This is a genomic window from Luteibacter pinisoli, assembly GCF_006385595.1.
Taxonomy (GTDB): Bacteria; Pseudomonadota; Gammaproteobacteria; order Xanthomonadales; family Rhodanobacteraceae; genus Luteibacter; species Luteibacter pinisoli.
Window position 1 is genome coordinate 1,378,060 of sequence record NZ_CP041046.1, and the last position, 21,361, is coordinate 1,399,420.

Genomic DNA, 21,361 nt, shown 5'->3' on the forward strand with positions numbered 1-21,361 from the left:
GAAGGACATGTAAGTCAATGAATGCTCAACATTTCGGGGAGCCGATCACCGGCAAGACGGTCAGCGCCCGGGTCTCGCCCGCTGGCGGCCTCGATATCCTTTCCCGTAACGAAGTGGCGCGCCTGCGTGATGCCAGCGGGTCGGGCCTGCACCAGCTCCTGCGCCGTTGCGCGCTGGCGGTGCTCACCTCGGGCAACCTTTCCGATGACCCGGGCTCGATGTTCGAGCAGTACCCGGATTTCGACATCCAGGTGCTGCAGGAAGACCGCGGCATCAAGATCGAACTGAAGAACGCGCCCGAGCAGGCCTTCGTCGACGGCCGCATCATCCGCGGCATCAACGAGCTGCTCGTGGCCGTGATGCGCGACATCGTCTACATCTCCACCCAGCTCGAATCCGGCGCCTTCGATCTCGACGACAGCGTGGGCATCACCCACAGCGTGTTCGAGATCCTGCGCAACTCACGCATCCTGCGCCCGCAGGTGGATCCCAACCTGGTCGTCTGCTGGGGTGGCCACTCGATCTCGCGCGACGAGTACGAGTACACCAAGCGCGTCGGTTACCAGCTGGGCCTGCGCAGCATGGACATCTGCACGGGCTGCGGCCCGGGTGCGATGAAGGGCCCGATGAAGGGCGCGACCATCGCGCACGCCAAGCAGCGTCGCAAGGGCAACCGCTACATCGGCGTGACCGAGCCGGGCATCATTGCGGCCGAGTCGCCCAACCCGATCGTGAACAACCTGGTGATCATGCCGGACATCGAGAAGCGCCTCGAGGCGTTCGTCCGTCTTGGCCACGGCATCATCGTGTTCCCGGGCGGCGTCGGTACGGCGGAAGAAATCCTCTACATGCTCGGCATCCTGCTGCTGCCGAAGAACAAGGGCATTCCGTTCCCGCTGATCTTCACCGGCCCGCGCAATTCCGCTGCGTACTTCGAGCAGATCGACCGCTTCCTGCGCCTGTGCCTGGGCGACTCGGTGGCCGAGCACTACAAGATCATCATCGACGATCCGGCCGCGGTCGCCCACGCGATGGTGGCGGGTGTCGACAAGGTCCGTAACCATCGCCTGGACAACAAGGACGCGTTCTTCTTCAACTGGGCCCTGGATATCCCGCTGCCGTTCCAGCAGCCGTTCCCGCCGACCCACAACGCCATGTCCGGGCTAGCCCTGCATCGCGACCGCCCGCGCCATGAGCTGGCGGCCGACCTGCGCCGTGCGTTCTCGGGCATCGTCGCCGGCAACGTCAAGCCGGAAGGCGTTCGCGCCATCGCCGAGCATGGCCCCTTCGTCATCGACGGTGAGCCGGAGATCATGCGGGCGTTGGACGACCTGCTGAAGGCCTTCGTGGCGCAGCACCGCATGAAGCTGCCGGGTGGCACCGCGTACGAACCCTGCTACGTCGTGCGTACCTGATCGACCGGGCAGGGCGGCCTCGCGCTGCCCTGCCGTTTCCTGAACGGGTGGTGCGGCCCCATGGGCCGCGTCACGGGGCCTAGACGGCCCCGGAGGCCACGATGCGTCACCCCCTCTGAGGAGACGCCCATGCTCGTCACCATCCTGCTCGTCATTCTTGTCCTCGCCCTTGTCGGCGGCCTGCCCACCTGGGGCTACTCGCGTTCGTGGGGTTACGGCCCCAGCGGCGGTATCGGCGTCATCCTCGCCATCATTCTTGTCTGCTGGCTGCTCGGCGTTTTCTAACGTCGTGCTCACGCCGCCGCGCATCCTTCAGTAGCATGGTGGGATGCGCGGCGCCCCCGTGGCGGCGCGAGGAGGAGACCCCATGCCCCGACCCCACCGCCCCGTACCCGATACCGACCGGTCACCGCCGGGGACCTCGCCACCGCCGTACGATCACGATCCGGTGGAACGCCCGGGTCCCGAGCCCGACACCGACGGCGAGGCGCCCGAGACGTGATGGCGCCACGACGTCGCCCCGCCTGGCCCGGCGAGATCCTTCCCCGTACGTTCTTCCATCGCGATGCCCGCATCGTCGGCCCCGAGCTGCTCAACAAGCTGCTTGCGAATGCCGATGGGCGCGTCGGCCGCATCGTCGAGGTCGAGGCGTATGTCGGCGCGATTGATCCGGCGGCGCATACGTTTCGCGGGAAGACCAAGCGCAACGAAGTCATGTTCGGGCCGCCTGGTCACATGTATGTGTACTTCACCTATGGGATGCACTGGTGTGCGAACACGGTGTGCGGTGACGTGGGCGAGGGTAACGGCGTGCTCATCCGTGCGCTGGAGCCGGTCGCCGGCGTCGAGCAGATGCGTGCGGCGCGGCCAAAGATCCGCGTGGATCGCGAACTGTGCAGCGGGCCTGCGCGCCTGACCCAGGCCATGGGCATCACCGGCGAACAGAACGGGATCGATCTCGTCCGCGCGCGCGATGGCTACACCGTGCTCGACGACGGCATGCCGCCGCCGGAAAACGTGCCGGGTTCGGCGCGCATCGGTATCCGTGAAGGCACGGACCTGCTGTGGCGGTGGTACGTGGCGGGCAACCGGAACGTCTCGAAGCCTTGATGCGTCATGGCCGGGTGCCGGCCTGTCTCTCCGCCGTCAGCGCGAGTTGCTTTAGCGCGCCTTCCGTCCCTTTGCACGTGTCGTTCGCCAGCAAGGCGAAGCCCGTATGTGATTGCGGAAAAAGCACGACATGACTGGATGCACCGAAGCTTCCACCCCCGTGCGAGATGACGGGCCGGCCGTCGATCTGTTCGAGGTGCCACGCCATGGCGATGCGTTCGTCCTTGCCGTCGGCCAAGGGCTGGTGCGAGAGGGCGACCACCGGATCCGTTTCGTCCAGCTGCCACCGCACGTACTTCGCCAGATCGGCCGGCGTTGACCATAAGCCCCACGCAGCGCCGGCATTGCTCGGATGATCAGGTGCGGGCTGGCCGAACATGTCATAGCCGATGACGCGCCGCGCCTGCTGGGCTGATGTGAGCGTGAGCGTCGTGGAGGTCATGTTTAAAGGGGTGAGGATGCGCTGTTGCAGCAGGTTTGCGTAGGGAACTTTGTACACGTGCTCCAGTGCCGCGCCGATCAGGATGAATCCGGCGTTGGAATAGGTTTCTTCCGTTCCGGGCGTGCTGCGCAAGCGGGTGTCGTGGAGAGCTTTGAGGAAACGCTTTTCGTCCTGCCCGCGCATCAGCGCCCGAAGTTGGGCGGGAAGGGTGTGCGGATCCTTCGCCGCGAAGATCGCGTCGGAGTCAGGGATGTCTCGGGGCATGCCGGAGCGATGGGTCAGCAACGTGGCAAGGGTGACAGGTCGGCCGCCGGCGATAAGGTTTGGGTAGCTTCCCGGAAGGTCTTTGCGAATATCGCCGTCGAGGGACAGTTTGCCGTCGTGGACGGCGGCCGCGGCCAGTGAGGCGGTGAAGCTCTTGGTGACCGAGGCGATTTCATACACGCTGTCCGGCATGGGCGGCGTACCTTTTTGCCGGTCGGCAAACCCGTAGTCGTAGATGTGCTCACCCGAGGCGGTGACGACGGCGATGGAAAGGCCCGCGTGGCAGCGGCTTTCGAAGAACGTTGCTGCCGCAGTATCCACCGCCCTGTCCATCGCCGTCTGCTTTGGGTTGTCGCTGCGGGTGCCCGAGGTTTCTGCACTCACAGCGGCGAAAGGGAGCGCAAAGGCGAGCAGTGAGAGCAGGCGGAGGCGGGGCATGGAAGGGGCCGCGTCGTTATCTGGGGCCTGAATGTCGCACCCCGGTGGTGCCTCTCGCAACTTGTGGGTGCGTATGCAGCGGCGCTAGGCTCGAGTCCACATGACAAGGAGATACGCATGAAGCGAGTCATCATCGGGCTGCTGCTGGCAGCCCTTGCTCTCCCTGCGCTTGCCTCGGAGACCTGGCGCGTCAACTCACAGGTGGTCAGTACAGGTGACAGTGAAGGCCGCCTGCGCAGCATCGCGGGCAAGCCCGATCGCGAAACCCCGATCGAGACCAGCAGGGGCGGCTTGCGCGGCTACCGCCTGGAGTACTTTCAGGGCAAGAAGAGCGTGCAGGTCGAAATCATCGACGGCAAGGTGTCTTCGATTACGCAGCTGGATAGCTGATCGGGGCACGACACGATCGCGGTGATCGCCTGCAGATTCTGAGGCTTTCTCTGACAGACGCCACAAGAGGCCATTCCTACGCTCGTTCGTTTGATTCTGACGAGCGAGGATTCAAGGATGGCCCTGACGTGCACCGCCATTCGGGCGCTGGCTCGCTATTGCCGCGAGGCGGTCGGGGACTGTGGACCCCCCAAAGCGACAGTCAGGGAAGCCGTCGAACTGACGTCACGCCAGCGGCTCGATCTGGCGGCCCACGTGTCGGCATTCTGGGGGCGGCCGATGGATTGCCCCTGCTCGCTCGACCTGAAACCCAGGCACGGTTATCAGAGCCGTATCGAAAAGGACGGATACAGTCACGAGCAGTGCATAGCGTGGCTAGCGGCGGGGTGCGCCGATCATGCTGATATTTCAGCGGATCAGATCGGCCGTCCCCATTTGCGCGCGGCGTGGCGTGGCGAGTGCGGCGAGAAGCTGTACGACATCATCGTTCCAATCCGGACGACGGCGGACGGAAAGGTTTACGTCGACGACGTGATCCCGAAAGGGTTGGCTCCGTTACGGCGGAACTAAAAAAACAGCCCTCTCGGCGATCCCCCGGACCGTCTTGCGACGCTGAACCATGGGGTGCTGTGGGGCTGCCCGAGAAGTCTCCAGCTCGTGCTTCTGTATGTCAATTCGGCCTCGGTGTGGCGCCGTTCGGCGTGCTCTTGCGCGTATTGCCGGCCTCCCTTTCTTGCGAAAGCGCTCAACCGTTGATCACACGGGCCCTCCTGCCGCATAGTCTGCCGACCTTTCAGGGGAGGGGTTCCGATGTTTGCAGTGATGTGGCTGGGCCTTGCGCTCGGCGGCAGTGTGCAGGGCAACGCCGTTGTCGCGGACGAGGTGACCAAGGGGCTCCTGCGCCGGGCCCAGTACGAGCAGGTGCAGATTTCTCCGGATGGCGCCTTGCTGGCCATTGCCCACCGGGAGGACGACAGCACCCGGGTCACGGTTGTCGACCGGAAGACGCTGGCGCCAGTCAGCCAGGTCAATCCCGGTGACCGTGCCGAAGTCCAGGCCGTGCGCTGGATCGGCTCGGATCAGCTGCTCATCTCGGCCAATCGTGCCAGCGGCAGCTACGCGATGCCGGTGGTGATGCCACAGCTCTACCTCCTGAATATCCACGAGACCCATCCGAAGCTGTTGCCGGACACGTACGTCGGCACGATCGAGGGCGACGACAAGCACGTGCTGGTCGAGGAAAGCACCTTGGTGGGCGGCAAATGGCACACCGACCTGCGCAAGCTCGACATCACCCACCTGACCGGTCGCGGCGAATCCGTGGCCGTGTCGCCACTGGAAGGTGCCGCGGAATTCCTGATCGACCACGCGGGCCAGCCCCGGCTGACCTGGGCCGTGGACGAGGAGGGTGAAGAGAAGCTCGACGTATGGCGTGCGGACGGGACATGGGCCTCGCTCAACGAAAGCAAGACGAGCCACATTTATATCGCCCCGGTTGGCATCAGCCGCGACAACCGTTACGCCTACCTGCTTTCCGAGCGCGCGCACGGCACCAATGTCGTCGAACGCTATGACCTGACCGATGGCTCGCGCCAGGTGATGCTGAGCGATCCGACGTCCGATCCGCTGTCGCTCGTCGCCAGCATGGATCAGCAGGAACCCATAGGCGCGACCTTCGGCCCCGGCCGCCCGGTGCAGCATTTCTTCGACCCGAAGCAGGACGACAGCCGTTGGCGCATGGCGCTGAACGCCGCATTTCCGGATAGCGCCGAGACGGTGGTCAGTGCGAGTGCCGATGGCAACCTGCTTGTGATTGCCACCGGCAGCGACCACGACCCCGGTGCGTTCTACCTTTTCGATAAGACGACGCGTAAAGCACAGCTGCTGTTTCGAAGCCATCCGTGGATCGACCCGGCGAAGCAGCTGACCACCACCGACTTCGCGTTCAAGGCCCGCGATGGCCTGCCACTGTCCGGTTTCCTGACGCTGCCTGCCGACGGCTCGTCACTGCCCCCGCTTGTGGTCATGGTGCACGGCGGCCCGTATTACACGCGCGATGACTGGGGCTACGATCGCGACGTGCAGCTGCTCGCACAGCATGGCTATGCCGTGCTCCGGGTGAACTTCCGTGGCTCAAGCGGGTTTGGCCTGGAATTCCAGGAGCGTGGCTATCGCCAGTGGGGCGGGGCGATGCAGGACGACGTCACGGACGCCACGCACTGGGCTATCGACAACCATCTGGTCGATGGGCGGCGCGTCTGCATCTTCGGTGGTAGCTACGGCGGTTACGCCGCCCTCATGGGCGCGGCCCGCGAGCCGGCGCTTTACCGCTGCGCCATCGGCGAGGCGGGGGTCTACGACCTGGGCAAGATGTACTCGTGGGGCGACACGCATCGCTACCACTACGGCATCGAATACCTGCACCGCGTGATCGGTACGGACAAGGCGGAGCTCGCCAGCCGCTCGCCGGTGCAGATGGCGTCGATGATCACCGTGCCGGTGATGCTTGCCCACGGCACGGCGGACGGCCGCGTGCCCATCGAACATGCGCGTGCCCTTCGCGATGCACTGAAGAAAGCCGGGCATCCGGCGGTGTACCTTGAATACCCGTACGAGGGCCACGGCATCATGGGCGAGGCGCACATGGAAGACTTCTACGCCCGCATGCTCCAGTTCCTCGATGCGAACATCGGGCCGGAAGCGCACGTGGCGGCGGTTGGGGGAGCGAAGGGCGCTACCCCCTAGGCGACGCCGGATTACAGGGTCGCGCTCTGGGTCGTAGCCGTTTTCCGCGCAATCGCTTCGCGCACGTGCCCCAGGGCAACCTCGGCCACGCGATCGGCCGGGGCCGAGGCGTCGACCTCGACGGAGTGGGGCAGGTCCAGGGCGCGGAAGATTTCGCGGCACTGGGCCAGGTTGTCGGCCGTCTCGAAGTGGTTGGGCTTGTCGCCGCGCGCACGAATGCGCGCCAGGCCCGCGGACGGCTCGATGTCGAGCAGCAGGAGCAGGTCCGGGCGGGGCGCGAACGCATTGGCGGTCATCAGGTGATCGACATCGATGCCGGCAGCCCCCTGGTAGGCGACGTTCGACGGGAAGTAGCGATCGAGGATGACGACTTCGCCGCGCGACAGGGCCGGACCGATCAGTGTCTCGACGTGCTCTCGCCGATCAAGGAGCAGGAGGCGCAGTTCCTCGTCCGGCGTAAGCCGGCCGCTGGCCGCTGAGTTGCGGACCTGCATGCCGTAGGTGCCCGTCGTGGGTTCTTTGCTCAGCGACACGCTGGCGCCTGTGCGCAGCAGTTCGTCGCGAATGGTGTGCGCGAGCGTCGTCTTGCCTGCGCCATCAATGCCTTCGATGGCAATCAGCAGGCCACCGGGAATGGGATGAGGTGCCATAGGGGCGAACTCTAACCTATTTGTCAGCAGGCAAAAGAAAAGGGCTTGCATCGCTGCAAGCCCTTTCAAATTCTGGCGCCCGAAGTTGGACTCGAACCAACGACCCCCTGATTAACAGTCAAGTGCTCTAACCGGCTGAGCTATTCGGGCGGGGAGCCACGTATTTTGTGGATGTTGCAGGGGGCTGTCAAGCATTCTTAACGACGAATTTCACGTGAGGCGGCGCAGGAGGCCCCATGGGCGGATTGGGCGGGGCCGCCGTGGATCCTGCCAACGCCTGAGACCACCGCCGAATGTCCCGTGCCCGGCCGGTTCCGGGCGCAGAAGGTGATCGTTGTATTGGTTCCCAAGGCGGTGCCGCCTGGCCCGAACCGAATCTGTGGCCGCCCGTCCGAGGCGTCGCTGGCCACGCGGCGAGGCAGGGCATCGTGCGCCGAGAGGACGACGCGGCCGTGCTGGATGATCCATCCGTGATGCCATGCGGCCCCCGGCGTGCAGCGGAGGCCGTCGCGGCTGGCGCAGGCGACCACGGGGCCGTCCCGGTCGATAGCGGCGCGCCGGGCCATTGCCAGGTCGTGCGCGAGGGTCCGCGAGGCGGTGCGCGCCTGTGCGGCGGCGATGGCGTGGCCCACCGCGGGCACGGCGATGACGGCGCCGGCGGCAACGATGAGGGCGACGATGGTCAGTTCGATGAGGGTGAAGGCGCGCTGGCGACGAGGCATGGCAGGGTCCTTGATGTACCCGGGAGGATGGCTCGCACGGCGGCCCGGATCTGTCAGGCTTCGACCTCACGCCGTGTAGGCGCAGTGCCTTTAAACTCACGGTTTTCGCCAGCATATGGTCGGGTATGACTGATCGCTTCCAGCTCGTCTCGCCTTACCAGCCCGCGGGTGACCAGCCCCTGGCCATCCAGCGCCTCACCGAAGGGTTTGAGTCGGGGCTCGCCTCGCAGACCCTGCTTGGTGTGACCGGTTCCGGCAAAACCTTCACCATCGCCAATGTGATCGACAAGATCCAGAAGCCGACCATTGTGCTGGCGCCCAACAAGACGCTGGCCGCGCAGCTCTATGGTGAGTTCAAGGAGTTCTTCCCGCATAACGCGGTGGAGTACTTCGTCAGCTACTACGACTACTACCAGCCCGAAGCGTACGTGGTGGCCTCGGATACCTTCATCGAGAAGGATTCGAGCATCAACGATCACATCGAGCAGATGCGCCTTGCCGCGACCAAGGCGCTGCTGTCGCGTCGCGATTCGCTGATCGTCGCTACCGTTTCGGCGATCTACGGTCTGGGTGACCCGGAGGATTACATGAGCCTCCGGCTGATCCTGTCGCGCGGCGACCACGTCGACCAGCGCGCCCTGATCCGCCAGCTCACCGAACTGCAGTATGTCCGCAACGAGATGGAACTGCGCCGCGGTACGTATCGCGTGCGCGGCGAAATCATCGACGTCTTCCCGGCGGAATCCGAGGCGGAAGCCCTGCGCATCGAGCTGTTCGACGGTGACGTGGAAAACCTTTCGGTATTCGACCCCCTGACCGGCGAAGTCCTGCGGAAAGTGCCCCGCTACACCGTGTATCCCAAGACGCATTACGCCACGACGCGGCAAAGCGTGCTCAATGCGATGGAGACCATCAAGGTCGAGCTTTCCGAGCGCCTGGAGCAGCTCTACAAGGACAATAAGCTGGTCGAGGCACAGCGACTGGAGCAGCGCACGCGCTTCGACCTGGAAATGATGGCCGAGGTGGGTTTCTGCCAGGGTATCGAGAACTATTCGCGGCACATGACCCGTCGCGGCCCCGGCGAGCCGCCGCCGACCCTGTTTGACTATCTGCCGCCGGATGCGCTGATGGTGGTCGACGAATCGCATGTGACCGTGCCGCAGCTCGGTGCGATGTATAAGGGCGACCGCTCGCGCAAGGAGACGCTGGTCGAGTTCGGATTCCGCCTCCCGTCGGCGATGGATAACCGCCCGCTGAAGTTCGACGAATGGGAGCGCCGTGCGCCGCGAGCCATTTACGTATCGGCCACGCCGGCAAAGTACGAGCTCGAGCATTCCGACGACAATATCGTTGAACTGGTCGTGCGCCCGACTGGCCTGATCGACCCCGAGGTCGAGGTGCGCCCGGTGCGCACCCAGGTGGACGATCTGCTGGGCGAGATTCGTAAGCGCATCGCCATGGGGGATCGCGTGCTCGTCACGACGCTCACCAAGCGCATGTCGGAGAATCTCACCGATTATCTGTCCGAGCACGACGTAAAGGTCCGCTACCTGCATTCCGATATCGAAACGGTGGAGCGCACGGAAATCATTCGCGACCTGCGCCTGGGCGAGTTTGACGTGCTGGTGGGCATTAACCTGCTCCGCGAGGGCCTGGACATGCCCGAGGTCTCCCTTGTCGCGATCCTGGATGCGGACAAGGAAGGCTTCCTGCGTTCCACGCGGTCCTTGATCCAGACCATCGGCCGCGCGGCACGTAACGTGCGCGGCAAGGCGATCTTGTACGCCGATGAGATCACCGGCTCCATGAAAGAGGCCATGGACGAAACGGCGCGCCGCCGCGAGAAGCAGATCGAATACAACACGGCCAACGGCATTACGCCGAAGACGGTGGTCCGGCGCATTGCCGACATCATGGAAGGTGCCCGTTCCGACCTGGGCTCGCGAGGGAAGGGCAAGAAGGGTAAGGATGCAAAGAAGGTGGCCGAGGTGGCGGAGGACTACAGCGCGCTGAGCACCGAGCAGGTCGGCTCGATGATCAAGAAGCTGGAGACGCGGATGTACAAGCACGCCCAGAACCTGGAGTTCGAGGAGGCGGGCAAGGTGCGCGACGAGATCCACCGGCTGCGCGAGCGGGCCCTGCGCTGACGAGGTGGGGGCATTCCCGTGGCACGGACCCCCTTGCATCGGCCTCCGGGCATCGGTAAACTGCGCAGCTCTTCGGGCGGTTAGCTCAGCGGTAGAGCACTACCTTGACATGGTAGGGGTCACAAGTTCGATCCTTGTACCGCCCACCATTTCCCTCTATCGGGAAATGGCATGAAGACGATGATGAAGGAGCCCTCGAGGCTCCTTTTTTCTTGCCTATAATCCCGACAGGACTCCCTGGCCCGCCTGATGACCGAACCCGAACCCGAACGCCTGGCCAAACGTGTCGCCGCACTGACCCAGTGCTCGCGCCGCGAAGCGGAAATGTATATCGAAGGCGGCTGGGTGCGCGTGGACGGGGTGACGGTGGAGCAGCCGCAGTTCAAGGTGCTCGGCCAGCGGGTCGAGATCGACCCGAATGCGCAGCTGACACCGCCGGAACCGGCATCGATGCTGTTCCACAAGCCGGCCGGGGCAACCGTCGAAGAGGCGCGGGCCATGATCCGCGCGGAAAGCCACGCTCCCTACGACATGTCGGGCGTGCGCTTGCTGCAGCGACACTTCAACCACCTCGAATCGCCGCTGCCGCTGCCGGACATGGCCAGTGGCCTGCTGGTATTTACCCAGGACTGGCGCGTGAAGCGCCGTCTGGTCGAGGATTTCGAACGCCTTGAGCAGGAGATGGTGGTGGAAGTGGAAGGCGCGCTCTCGGCGAGCGGCTTGGCAAAGCTCAACCACGGACTCGTTTTCGACAATTACGCCTTGCCGCCGATCAAGGTCAGCTGGCAGAACGAGCGCCATCTCCGCTTTGCCTTGAAGCGCATCGCGCCGGCGACGATCGAGCGGATGTGCGAGGCGGTTGGCCTGAAGGTGCTCGGGATGAAGCGCATCCGCGTCGGCCGGATTCCCATGTCGCGCATGGAGCCGGGGCAGTGGCGCTATATGGCAACCACCGACCGCTTCTGACGCCTTAAGCCAGGTCAGCTTTGCCTTACAGTTTTTGTTGAGCTTCGACGGATGGCGGCCTCGCGCCGTTCCATGGATTCTTTGGGCACCCTTTGTTTCGGAGCCTGTTCATGGTCAACCCTTCTTGCTCTCCCGAGGCCTCCCAGTCGCTGAGTCATTCTGGCCTGTCTCTCTCGGCCACGGAGTGGACGTGCCTGCATGAGCGCCTTGCCCGGTCTGATGCCCGGTTTGACGCATTCCTGGCCCGCTTCGATGAGCACGCGCGCCGTACGAATGAAGGCTTCCAGCGGGTCGATACCCGCCTGGACCGTCTCGACGCCCGCGTCGGAAACCTGGGGCAGGCGATGTCCGCGGTGGCTTCCGATGTCACCGTGATGCAGCACGACGTCCGGGAAGTCGATCGCCGGCTCCGTGGCACAGAGACCGACCTGCGCGACCTGCTTGGCTGCCGCCAGCGCTTGTGGGGCATGGCCACGGCGATTGCCACCCTTGGCGGTACGCTTGGCTTCGTGGGCGCACAGGCGCTCCAGCATCTCGCGCGCGTGCCGTGAGGCTACCTGTCGCAGTTCGCGGCGGGGTTCTCCGGGCTACACTCATGCCTTTCAAAGGGAGCGGCGCCCGTGGCCTATTTGCTGACCAAGTCCTTGCACATCGTCTTTGTCATCGCCTGGATGGCCACGGTCTTCTACCTGCCCCGCATCCTGGTGAATATCGCGGAAGCGACGGGTGAGCCACCCGCGGTCAAGGCGCGACTGGAGCTGATGGGGCGTCGACTCTACCGCTTCGGCCACACCATGTTCGGCATGGCGCTGATCTTTGGCCTGATTCTCTGGCTCTATTTCGGCATCGCCGGCGGGTGGCTGCATGCGAAGCTGGCCCTGGTCGCCCTGATGCTGGCTTACTTCATCTGGACGGGCCGAGCACTCAAGCGCAGCATCGCCGGCGGCCCGCTGCCTTCCGCGAAGGCCCTGCGGATGGGTAACGAATTGCCCGTGCTGGTGCTGCTGGCCATCGTCTACCTGGTGGTGGCCAAGCCTTTCTAAGGTCTCGGGGCGTGCGACCCATGTCGGCCATCATGGCCTCTGTTCCTCACTCCTCCGCCGGAGCTGATGCTTGAGCGATACGCATCCGATCGCGCCGGGCCTGATGGTCCTGCACGGTAACCGCCTCGAAGACCTCCGCGACATCCTCGTTCAGTGGCTGAAGCGTGCGCCCCTGCGCCCGCTGGAAGACGAGCGCATCCTCGTGCAGTCCAATGGCATCGCGCAGTGGTTCCGGCTGGCGCTGGCGCGGGCGGAAGGTGATGGCGGGCTCGGGATCGCGGCGTCGGTGAACGTGGAGCTGCCGGGCCGGTTCCTTTGGGATGCGTACCGTGCCGTGCTGGGTCGCGATGCGGTGCCTCCGGAATCGCCCTTCGATAAATCACGGCTGATCTGGCGCCTGATGCGCCTGCTGCCGGCGCTGGCGCGCGAGCCGGTTTTCGAGCCGCTCGCGGCGTTCCTGGGCGACGGCGAGGATGCGCGTAAATGCCATCAGCTGGCCGAGCGCCTGGCGGATCTCTACGACGGCTACCAGGTGTATCGTGCCGACTGGCTGGACGACTGGGCCGCCGGGCGCGACGTCATGCGCGATGCCCGCGGCGGCGAACCCGGCATGGGTGAAAGTGATCGCTGGCAGGCCGCGCTATGGCGACGCCTACTGGACGATGTGGGCCCCGACGACGCGCATGGGCATCGCGCGGCCGTGCATGCCCGATTCCTCCATGCGGCGTCCACCGCCACGGAAAGGCCCGCTGCCCTGGCCCGGCGCATTGTCGTGTTCGGCATGTCGTCGCTTCCCAGGCAGACCATCGAGGCGCTGTCCGCGTTGTCGCGCTGGTCGCAGGTCGTCCTCGTCGTCCTCAATCCATGCCGCCATTATTGGGCCGACATCGTCGACGACCGCGAGCTGCTGCGCGCGGAGCGTCGCCGCCAGGAGGCCAAGCCGGGTGTGCCCCCGATGCCCGACGAAGGTGACCTGCATCTGTACGCGAATCCGCTGCTCGCCGCATGGGGCAAGCAGGGGCGCGATTACATTCGCCTGCTCGATGAGTTCGATCATCCGGAAACGTATCGCGAGCGCTTCACCGCATGGGAACAGCGCATTGACGTGTTCGAGGAGCCGTCCAGCACGAGCCTGCTTGGCAAGGTGCAAGCGGCCATCCTGGACCTCGATCCGCTTCCGGCCCAGCCCGCGCCTCTCGCCGCCGGTGATGAGTCCATCGCGTTCCATGTCGCGCACGGCCCACAGCGCGAAGTCGAGATCCTGCACGATCAGCTGCTGGCGCGATTCGAGGCCTCGGCACGCGCAGGCGATCCGATCCTTCCGCGCGACGTGATCGTGATGGTGCCGGATATCGACACCTACGCGCCGCATATCGACGCCGTCTTCGGTCGCGTGACGCGCGATGACCGCCGCTACATCCCCTACAGCATTGCCGATCGCGCCTCGCGCGGGACGGTGCCGATGGTGATGGCGCTGGACATGCTGATGGGCATGACGGAGTCGCGGTTTGCCTCCGGTGACATGGCTGACCTGCTCGACGTCCCGGCGCTTCGCGAACGCTTTGGCCTCGGCGTGGACGACCTGCCGCTCGTGCATCGCTGGGTGGAGGGGGCCGGCATCCGTTGGGGCCTCGATGCCGAACAGCGCGCGGCGCTGGGTTTGCCTGCGCTCGAGCAGAACACGTGGTTGTTTGGTCTCCGTCGCATGTTGCTCGGCTATGCCGTGGGGCAGGGCGAGGCATGGGGAGAGATCGAGCCGTACGGCGAAGTGGGTGGCCTCGATGCCGGGCTGGTCGGTCCGCTGGCCGACCTGGTCGAGCGGCTGGGCAGCCACTGGCGCGCCATGGCGGTACCCGTGCCGGCGGCCGCGTGGGGCGAGCGGTTGCGCGCGTTGATGCGCGACTTCTTCGCACCGACCGATCCGGACGACCGCATGCGCGAGCAGCGCCTGCTGGATGCGCTGGATACCTGGGAGCGTGCCTGTGCCGAAGCGGATTTCGACGAGCCCGTGCCGGTGGACGTCGTGCGTGAGGCGTGGCTTGGCCAGCTGGACGATGGCGGCCTGTCCAAGCGCTTCCTGGCCGGCGCCGTGAGTTTCGGCACCCTGATGCCGATGCGCGCCATTCCGTTCCGCCTCGTCTGCCTGCTGGGCATGAACGACGGCGAGTATCCGCGTGCGCGACCGCCGATGGATTTTGACCTGATGGCACGCGCCGGCGCATGGCGTCCTGGCGACCGCTCGCGCCGTGAAGACGACCGTTACCTTTTTCTCGAGGCGCTTCTTTCCGCGCGGGATGGCTTGCACATTGGCTGGGTGGGTCGCAGCGCGCGCGACAACGCTGAGCGGGCGCCGTCCGTGCTGGTGGGCCAGTTGCGCGATTATCTCAGCGCCGCCTGGGCGGACGAGGAGGGCGGGGAGGTACTCAACCGCCTCACCGTGGTCCACGCGTTGCAACCCTTCAGTCCGGCGTATTTCAGGGCGGGCGATCCGCGCCTGTTTACCTACGCCAATGAGTGGCGCCACGTTCATGACGGCGGCACGGCGACGGAAGGTGACGGCCTTCCGCCCTGGTCCGTGGACCGCCCCATCGGCCTCGGCACGTTGCGGCGATTCCTGCGTCATCCCGTCCGCGAATTCTTCCAGGGCAGGCTGGGCGTCCGTTTCGAGCTGCCGGATGTCGCGAGCGAAGCGCTGGAGCCCTTCGCCCTGGGCGGGCTGGATCGCTTCACCATGACCGACACGGTACTGCGCGCGGCGCTCCGGGAGGAGCAGCCGTCACAACTCGCCATCAGTGGCGCGACGACACGCCTGCAGCGAAGTGGCAAGTTGCCCATGGGCGGCTTTGCCGCACCCATTCGCCGCGAGTTGGAAGAAGGTGCGGCTGCCGTGTACGGGCGCTACGTCGCCGAGCGCCGGCGCTGGCCGGTGGAAGCCGACAAGTTCGAAGTACGCGTGGCATGCGCGGGTGTGGTTATCGAAGACTGGCTGGCAGGGTTGCGGGCCAACGAAGCCGGCGATCTGGCGGCGCTGCTGGTGTCACCCTCGGGCGTCCTCGATGCCGAAGGGCGGCCGCTTGCGCACCGGGTAGTGATGCCGTGGGTCGACCACCTCGTGGCGCAGGCTGCCGGCCACGCCGTGGAAACCCGATACATCGGCCCTGACGGCACCATCGTCATGCGGCCACTCGCGACGGATCAGGCGCGCGCAGCGCTCGAGACCCTTGTGCGAGCCTGGCGCGAGGGCATGGCGACGCCGCTGCCGGTGGCCATGAAAGCGGCACTGGCCTGGATCGCCGCGGACGAACGTGATGCCGAGAGCGCAGCGCGGCGTGCGTATTCGCCCGCGGATGACTTTTCGCGCGGCGAGGTGGACGGCGACCCATACCTCGCGCGGGCATGGCCGGACTTCGACCGGATGCTGTCGGCTGGCTTCGCGCATCACCTCCAGCCTTATATGGATCTGTGCGCGGCCTTACGGGTGGAGCAGGCATGACGTTCGCCGTTGAACCACTGGAACCGCTGGCGCTCCCGCTCAATGGCGTGCGCCTGATCGAGGCGAGCGCCGGTACAGGCAAAACCTGGACCATCGCGGCACTGTACGTGCGTGCCGTGCTGGGTCACGGCGTCCCCCAGCCGCTGCTGCCGCCACAGATCCTCGTCGTGACATTTACCGAGGCAGCCACGCAGGAGCTGCGCGAGCGCATCCGCGCACGACTCGTCGCGTCGGCCATCGCGTTTCGCTCGGGCGAGTCCACTGAACCGTTGATGCGTGAGCTGATCGCCGCTTACGCACCGGAGCAGCGGTCCGCCTGCGCACGCCGGCTTGAACTGGCCGCGCAGTGGATGGATGAGGCCGCCATTTTCACCATTCACGGCTGGAGCCAGCGCATGCTCACCCAGCATGCGTTTGGTAGCGGCCATGCGTTCGCGCAGACCCTCGAACCCGATGAAAGCGAGTTGCTGGCCGAGTGCGTGCGCGATTACTGGCGGCAGACGTTCTATCCGCTGGATGAAGCGACACTGGCGGCCGTGCAGGCCGAGTGGCGCACGCCGGATGATCTGCTGCGCTCCCTGAAGCCGCTGCTGGGTGCGGGCGAGGCCACGTTGCGTGTGGATGGTGCCGTCCTTGGCCACGGGGATGGCCTGGACGCCGTGCTCGCCGAGCGAAAGGCGTGGGACGACGAAGATAGCCGCCGGATGGGCGATGCCGCGCGTGCCTGGCGGGATGACGCGGACGACCTCAGCGCGCTCCTTGTCGGCGCCGTCGCCAGCAAGACGCTGCACAACGGGTGGTACAAGCCGGACCGCATGCCCGCCGACATGGCCGCGATGCGGCGCTGGGCTCAATCCGCTGAGCCCGGCGGCTTCGATATCGCCCGTTACGCGACGAGTCGCCTCGCGAAAGCCACTGGCAAGGGAAAGGATCGACCCGAACATCCGGCCTTTGGCGCGCTGGAGCACTGGAACGAATGGCAGGCTTCGCGGGTGGCTGTACGCCATGTCATCCTTGCGGATGCCGTGGAGCGCGTTCGCGAACGCTTCGCCACGCAAAAGCGCCGACGCGCCCAGATCGGCTTCGACGACCTGCTGCTTCGCCTCGACCGCGCACTCACCGGCGCCTCCGGCGTGGATCTGGCCGCGACGATCCGACGCCAGTACCCGCTCGCGCTGATTGACGAGTTCCAGGATACCGATCCCCTCCAGTACCGCATCTTCCGGACCGTCTATGCCGCGGCACCGGATACCGCACTGCTGCTGATTGGTGATCCGAAGCAGGCGATCTACGCGTTCCGCGGTGCGGATATCCATACGTACCTGTCCGCGCGCGCCGAGGCGTCGCCGCCGCATTACAGCCTCGACACCAATTTCCGTTCCACCCAGGGCATGGTCGACGCGGTGAACGCGGTGTTCTCGCATGGCGAGCGCCACGCGTCGGGCGCCTTCCATTTCGAGGACCGTGGCCTGCCGTTCGCGCCGGTGCTGGCACATGGCCGCGCGGAGCACTTCGTGCGGCATGGGGAAACCCAGCCCGCGCTCCAGCTCTGGCTACTCGATGACGAGCAGCCGGTCGGCGTGCGCATCTATCGCAAGGAAATGGCTGCCGCGTGCGGTAGCGAGATCGTTCGTCTCCTGGGCGAGGCCGCCCGGGGCGAAGCGGGGTTCACACCGTCAGATGGGCCTGCCAGGCCCTTGCGCCCGGCCGACATTGCCGTCCTCGTGCGCAGCCATGCCGAGGCCGCGGAAGTACGCGCCGCGCTGGCCGAGCGCCGCGTGCGCAGCGTCTTTCTCTCCGACCGTGATTCGGTATGGGAGAGCGTCGAGGCGACCGATCTCCTGTTCTGGCTGCGCGCCGTGGCTGAGCCATCGTCTGACCTCGCCATGCGTGCGGCGCTCGCCACCCGCACCCTTCACCTCGGCTTTGGCGAGCTGGAACGCCTGAACGTGGAGGAGAGGCATTGGGAAGCGCGCGGCCAGCAGTTCATGGCGTTGCGCGATGTCTGGCGGCATGCCGGCGTGCTGGCCATGCTGCATCGCATGCTCCACGTCTTCGATCTCCCGGCGCGGCTCCTGTCGCTGGATGGCGGCGAGCGCGCCCTGACCAATGTGTTGCATCTGGCGGAGCTGCTCCAGCAGGCCGCTGCCACGCTGGATGGTGAGCAGGCGCTCATCCGTTATCTCTCCGAGCGCCTTGCCGATACAGCGAGCCATCACGGCGACGACCAGATCGTCCGGCTGGAAAGCGACGACGACCTCGTCAAGGTCATCACGATCCACAAATCGAAGGGCCTGGAATACCCGCTGGTCTTCCTGCCCTTCGTCTGCGCGTCCGGCAAGGCCCGGGCGGGGCAGGGCTACCGGTATCACGATGGCGAGGGCATGTCGCTCGAGCTGCTCAGTGAAAAGCAGGGCGGCGTCGCTGTCAGCGAAGCAAAGGAAGCCGCCGAGCGGGCCGCGCTGCAGGAAGACCTGCGCCTGCTCTACGTCGCCCTTACGCGTGCACGGCACGCGTGCTGGCTGGGCATCGCGCCGGTCGCCGCGGGTAATGCAAAGAAGCCCCAGGTGCACCGCAGCGCCTTCGGCCACCTGCTCACCGGCGGCGCAGAGATTGACAACGGTGCCATCGCGGGGCTGCTGGCCGCACTGGCGAAGGGCCAGCCGTCCATTGCCGTCGACTACATGCCGGCGCCCGATGACACCCGTTATGTCGCTCCGGTCCGTGACGATAAGCTCCTCCCGCCGCGCGAGCCGGAGATCGCGCGAGCCGAGCCGTGGCGCATCGCCAGTTACAGCGGCCTGCGCTACGCCGAGGCGGAAGAGGATGTGCCCGCGCCGGAAACGGCCATCGACGATGTCATCGTCGAGTACGCCACCGAGCCGGTGGCGACGGTCGCGGACCCCTCCAGCATCCACGGCTTCGAGCGCGGCGCCGAGGCCGGCACCTTCCTGCACGATCTTCTCGAATGGATCGCGGACGAGGGATTCGCGGCCATCGCCTGCGACCGGGCGCGCCTGCGCGACACCGTGGCGCGCCGTTGCGAACGGCGCGGGTGGGACGGGGCGATCGACCTGCTTACCGACTGGTTGCTGGTGCTCCTGGCCACGCCGATGACCTTGCCGGATGGCTCGACACTGGCGTTGGGTCAGCTCGATGACACCACGCGGTATCGCGCCGAGCTCGAGTTCCTCTTCGAAGCGCGCCGCGTGGACACACTGGCGCTCGACCGTATCGTGCGCGAACACACGCTCGGCGGTGCCACGCGTCCCGCGCTGACGAGCGACACGCTGAACGGCATGCTCAAGGGCTTCATCGACCTGATCATCGAGCACGAAGGCCGCTGGTACGTCGTCGACTACAAGTCGAACTGGCTGGGCGCTGACGAACACGCCTACACGCCCGACGCCATGCGCCTTTCCATCCTCGATTCCCGTTATGAGCTTCAGTACGCCCTTTACCTGCTGGCCCTGCATCGCCTGCTGCGCACCCGCCTCGGGCCTGCGTACGACTACGACACGCATGTCGGTGGCGCGGTGTATGTCTACCTGCGCGGCGTGGATGGCCGCGGTCATGGCGTGCACGTGGAACGTCCACCCCGGGCCATGATCGAGGCCATGGATCGCCTGTTCGAAGGAGCAACCGCATGATCGCCGACATCCACGCCTGGCTGGATGGAGCCGCCGCCGATGGGCGCCTGCGTGCGATGGATCGTGCGTTCGCTCGATTCCTGTTCACACTGGATCCGGCCGCCGACACGCGCGTCCTCGCGGCAGCGGCCCTGCTCAGCCGGGAACTGGCAGAAGGGCACATCTGCGTGGATGTCGGCGCGCTGGCCGAGCAGGAGCCCACCCTGGCTGATGCGTCGACATGGCTGGGCGCATCGGCGCTGGTCGCGCGTCCCGGTGGTGATGAGGCTGCGCCACTCGTCCTCGATGCGAACCTTCTTTACCTGCGGCGCTTCTGGCGCGACGAAGCACGCGTCGCGGCGGCGATCCTCGGGCGCCTTGCGCCCTTGCCCGATCCGCCCGGGCTGCGCGCCGAGCTCGATCGCCTGTTCCCTGCGGAAGGCGACGGTGTCGACTGGCAGAAGGTGGCTTGCGCCATCGCCTCGCGCAGCGCCTTCGCCGTGATCACCGGTGGCCCCGGCACAGGCAAGACCACGACGGTGGTCCGCCTCCTTGGCCTGCTGCAGACGCTGGCCTGGAAGCGCGGCGAGCCCCGCCTGCGCATCCGCCTGGCCGCGCCAACGGGCAAGGCGGCGGCGCGCCTCAACGCGTCCATTGCCGCCCAGGTAGCTCGGCTGGACGTTGACGCAGCGGTGCGCGAGGGCATTCCGGCCGAAGTGACGACCCTGCATCGCCTGCTAGGCAGCCGGCCCGACACACGCGCCTTCCAGCACAACGCCGACAATCCACTGCACGTCGACGTATTGGTGATCGACGAAGCCTCGATGATCGACCTGGAAATGATGGCCGCGACCCTGGACGCGTTGCCCGCAGGGGCGCGCATCGTGCTGCTCGGCGACAAGGACCAGCTCTCGTCCGTAGAAGCGGGCGCGGTGCTCGGCGACCTCTGCGCGCGCGCGGAGCCCGGCCACTATGACGACGCCACCGTGGCGTGGCTGCGCGACGCCGCCGGCGTCGACGTCAGCCCGTGGCGGGACGCCACCACGCCGTGGGCCCTCGACCAGCGGGTGACGATGCTTCGCCGCAGCCGCCGCTTCGGCACCGACAGCGGCATCGGCGCTCTCGCGAGCGCCATCAACGAAGGCAACGGAGCGGCCGTCGCACGCGTGTTCGAAGGCCGGTTTGACGACATTGCCCGCATGCCGGCCACGCCGGCCGCCGTGGCCGCGCTGGCGATCGATGGCCGCGCCCCCGCGCCCGGTTACCGCCACTATCTCGAATGGATCCAGGCCCACCGGCCGGCCGCCGGTGCCGACGAGGACACCTGGGCCGCATGGGGCCGCGGTGCCCTGGAGGCGCACCGCCGTTTCCAGCTGCTGTGCGCCACGAAGCGCGGCGACCACGGCGTGGACAGCCAGAACGAGCGCATCGCCCTGGCCCTGCTCAGCCGGGGCCTCGTTCGCGCGGCCACCGGCTGGTACGAAGGCCGGCCGGTGATGGTCGTGCGCAACGACTACGCGCTGGGCCTGATGAACGGCGATATCGGGGTGACGCTGGCGCTGCCTGACGGGCAGGGCGGCATCGCCCTCCGCGTGGCCTTCCTGGTCACCGACGGGGCCGGGGGCGAACGCGTCCGTTTCGTCGCACCGAGTCGCCTCTCGGCGGTGGATACCGTTTTTGCGATGACCGTGCACAAGTCGCAGGGCTCTGAATTCGAGCACACGGCGCTCGCCCTCCCGCCGGAGCCGTCACCGGTGCTGACCCGGGAACTGGTCTATACCGGGGTCACCCGTGCGCGACGCCACTTCACCCTGGTGGCGGCACCCGACATCCTCGCCTACGCCGTGGCACGCAAGACGCGACGCGCCTCGGGGCTGCTCGACCGGCTGCGCTGACGCCGTTGCGAT

The 21,361-nt window shown here is 66.3% G+C and carries 17 protein-coding genes and 2 tRNA genes; 15 read left to right on the forward strand and 4 right to left on the reverse strand.

Annotation, left to right across the window (positions count from 1 at the left end):
• Window positions 1-17: 17 nt before the first annotated feature.
• The 4 genes from ppnN to FIV34_RS06305 all read left to right on the forward strand — a co-directional run bounded on the left by ppnN (window position 18) and on the right by FIV34_RS06305 (window position 2,525).
• Window positions 18-1,415, forward strand: coding sequence for a nucleotide 5'-monophosphate nucleosidase PpnN (gene ppnN, locus FIV34_RS06295; RefSeq protein ID WP_139980750.1), 1,398 nt, complete (start codon window positions 18-20; stop codon window positions 1,413-1,415).
• Between the two features lie 129 nt (window positions 1,416-1,544).
• A complete protein-coding gene (locus FIV34_RS06300) occupies window positions 1,545-1,700 on the forward strand; it encodes a DUF3309 family protein (RefSeq protein ID WP_139980751.1) in 156 nt (51 codons plus the stop codon).
• An 82-nt stretch (window positions 1,701-1,782) separates the two neighbouring features.
• A complete protein-coding gene (locus FIV34_RS21330) occupies window positions 1,783-1,917 on the forward strand; it encodes a hypothetical protein (protein ID WP_281286834.1) in 135 nt (44 codons plus the stop codon).
• Window positions 1,917-2,525, forward strand: a complete 609-nt coding sequence (locus FIV34_RS06305; protein ID WP_139980753.1) for a DNA-3-methyladenine glycosylase — start codon at window positions 1,917-1,919, stop codon at window positions 2,523-2,525. Before FIV34_RS21330 ends, FIV34_RS06305 begins: the two co-directional genes overlap by 1 nt.
• Window positions 2,526-2,529: 4 nt before the next feature.
• Here FIV34_RS06305 and FIV34_RS06310 read toward each other — a convergent pair whose 3' ends face one another.
• Window positions 2,530-3,669 carry a serine hydrolase domain-containing protein gene (locus FIV34_RS06310; RefSeq protein WP_139980756.1) on the reverse strand — a complete coding sequence of 380 codons (1,140 nt, stop codon included), beginning with the start codon at window positions 3,667-3,669 and terminating at the stop codon, window positions 2,530-2,532.
• Between the two features lie 117 nt (window positions 3,670-3,786).
• Here FIV34_RS06310 and FIV34_RS06315 point away from each other — a divergent pair, with 117 nt between their 5' ends.
• The 3 genes from FIV34_RS06315 to FIV34_RS06325 all read left to right on the forward strand — a co-directional run bounded on the left by FIV34_RS06315 (window position 3,787) and on the right by FIV34_RS06325 (window position 6,804).
• Window positions 3,787-4,059 (forward strand): DUF2845 domain-containing protein, encoded by a 273-nt coding sequence (locus tag FIV34_RS06315; RefSeq protein WP_139980758.1) that lies wholly within the window; start codon window positions 3,787-3,789, stop codon window positions 4,057-4,059.
• A 117-nt stretch (window positions 4,060-4,176) separates the two neighbouring features.
• Window positions 4,177-4,629 (forward strand): hypothetical protein, encoded by a 453-nt coding sequence (locus FIV34_RS06320; RefSeq protein ID WP_139980760.1) that lies wholly within the window; start codon window positions 4,177-4,179, stop codon window positions 4,627-4,629.
• A 240-nt stretch (window positions 4,630-4,869) separates the two neighbouring features.
• Window positions 4,870-6,804 carry an alpha/beta hydrolase family protein gene (locus FIV34_RS06325; RefSeq protein ID WP_139980762.1) on the forward strand — a complete coding sequence of 645 codons (1,935 nt, stop codon included), beginning with the start codon at window positions 4,870-4,872 and terminating at the stop codon, window positions 6,802-6,804.
• Window positions 6,805-6,815: 11 nt separating this feature from the next.
• On the opposite strand, the gene tmk is transcribed toward FIV34_RS06325, so the two are convergent.
• The 3 genes from tmk to FIV34_RS06340 form a co-directional block, all read right to left on the reverse strand.
• Window positions 6,816-7,454 (reverse strand): dTMP kinase, encoded by a 639-nt coding sequence (gene tmk / locus FIV34_RS06330; protein WP_139980764.1) that lies wholly within the window; start codon window positions 7,452-7,454, stop codon window positions 6,816-6,818.
• Window positions 7,455-7,527: 73 nt separating this feature from the next.
• Window positions 7,528-7,604, reverse strand: a tRNA-Asn gene (locus tag FIV34_RS06335).
• A gap of 47 nt (window positions 7,605-7,651) precedes the next feature.
• Window positions 7,652-8,176 carry a GspH/FimT family pseudopilin gene (locus tag FIV34_RS06340; protein ID WP_139980766.1) on the reverse strand — a complete coding sequence of 175 codons (525 nt, stop codon included), beginning with the start codon at window positions 8,174-8,176 and terminating at the stop codon, window positions 7,652-7,654.
• 125 nt (window positions 8,177-8,301) lie between these two features.
• Between FIV34_RS06340 and uvrB the strand changes: the two genes are divergently transcribed.
• The 8 genes from uvrB to recD all read left to right on the forward strand — a co-directional run bounded on the left by uvrB (window position 8,302) and on the right by recD (window position 21,349).
• The gene (gene uvrB, locus FIV34_RS06345; RefSeq protein WP_139980768.1) at window positions 8,302-10,323 is read left to right on the forward strand and encodes an excinuclease ABC subunit UvrB; all 2,022 of its coding nucleotides are present in this window, start codon (window positions 8,302-8,304) and stop codon (window positions 10,321-10,323) included.
• 74 nt (window positions 10,324-10,397) lie between these two features.
• Window positions 10,398-10,472 (forward strand) — tRNA-Val (locus FIV34_RS06350).
• A 100-nt stretch (window positions 10,473-10,572) separates the two neighbouring features.
• Window positions 10,573-11,289 (forward strand): rRNA pseudouridine synthase, encoded by a 717-nt coding sequence (locus FIV34_RS06355; protein WP_139980770.1) that lies wholly within the window; start codon window positions 10,573-10,575, stop codon window positions 11,287-11,289.
• A 110-nt stretch (window positions 11,290-11,399) separates the two neighbouring features.
• A complete protein-coding gene (locus FIV34_RS06360; protein ID WP_139980772.1) occupies window positions 11,400-11,840 on the forward strand; it encodes a hypothetical protein in 441 nt (146 codons plus the stop codon).
• 69 nt (window positions 11,841-11,909) lie between these two features.
• The gene (locus FIV34_RS06365; RefSeq protein WP_139980774.1) at window positions 11,910-12,332 is read left to right on the forward strand and encodes a CopD family protein; all 423 of its coding nucleotides are present in this window, start codon (window positions 11,910-11,912) and stop codon (window positions 12,330-12,332) included.
• Between the two features lie 70 nt (window positions 12,333-12,402).
• Complete coding sequence (gene recC / locus FIV34_RS06370) at window positions 12,403-15,825, forward strand: exodeoxyribonuclease V subunit gamma (RefSeq protein ID WP_246058764.1); 3,423 nt, start codon at window positions 12,403-12,405, stop codon at window positions 15,823-15,825.
• Window positions 15,822-19,475 carry an exodeoxyribonuclease V subunit beta gene (gene recB, locus FIV34_RS06375; protein WP_139980776.1) on the forward strand — a complete coding sequence of 1,218 codons (3,654 nt, stop codon included), beginning with the start codon at window positions 15,822-15,824 and terminating at the stop codon, window positions 19,473-19,475. The genes recC and recB overlap by 4 nt, the downstream gene beginning before the upstream one ends.
• The gene (recD, locus tag FIV34_RS06380) at window positions 19,472-21,349 is read left to right on the forward strand and encodes an exodeoxyribonuclease V subunit alpha (protein ID WP_139980778.1); all 1,878 of its coding nucleotides are present in this window, start codon (window positions 19,472-19,474) and stop codon (window positions 21,347-21,349) included. The genes recB and recD overlap by 4 nt, the downstream gene beginning before the upstream one ends.
• Window positions 21,350-21,361 lie beyond the last annotated feature (12 nt).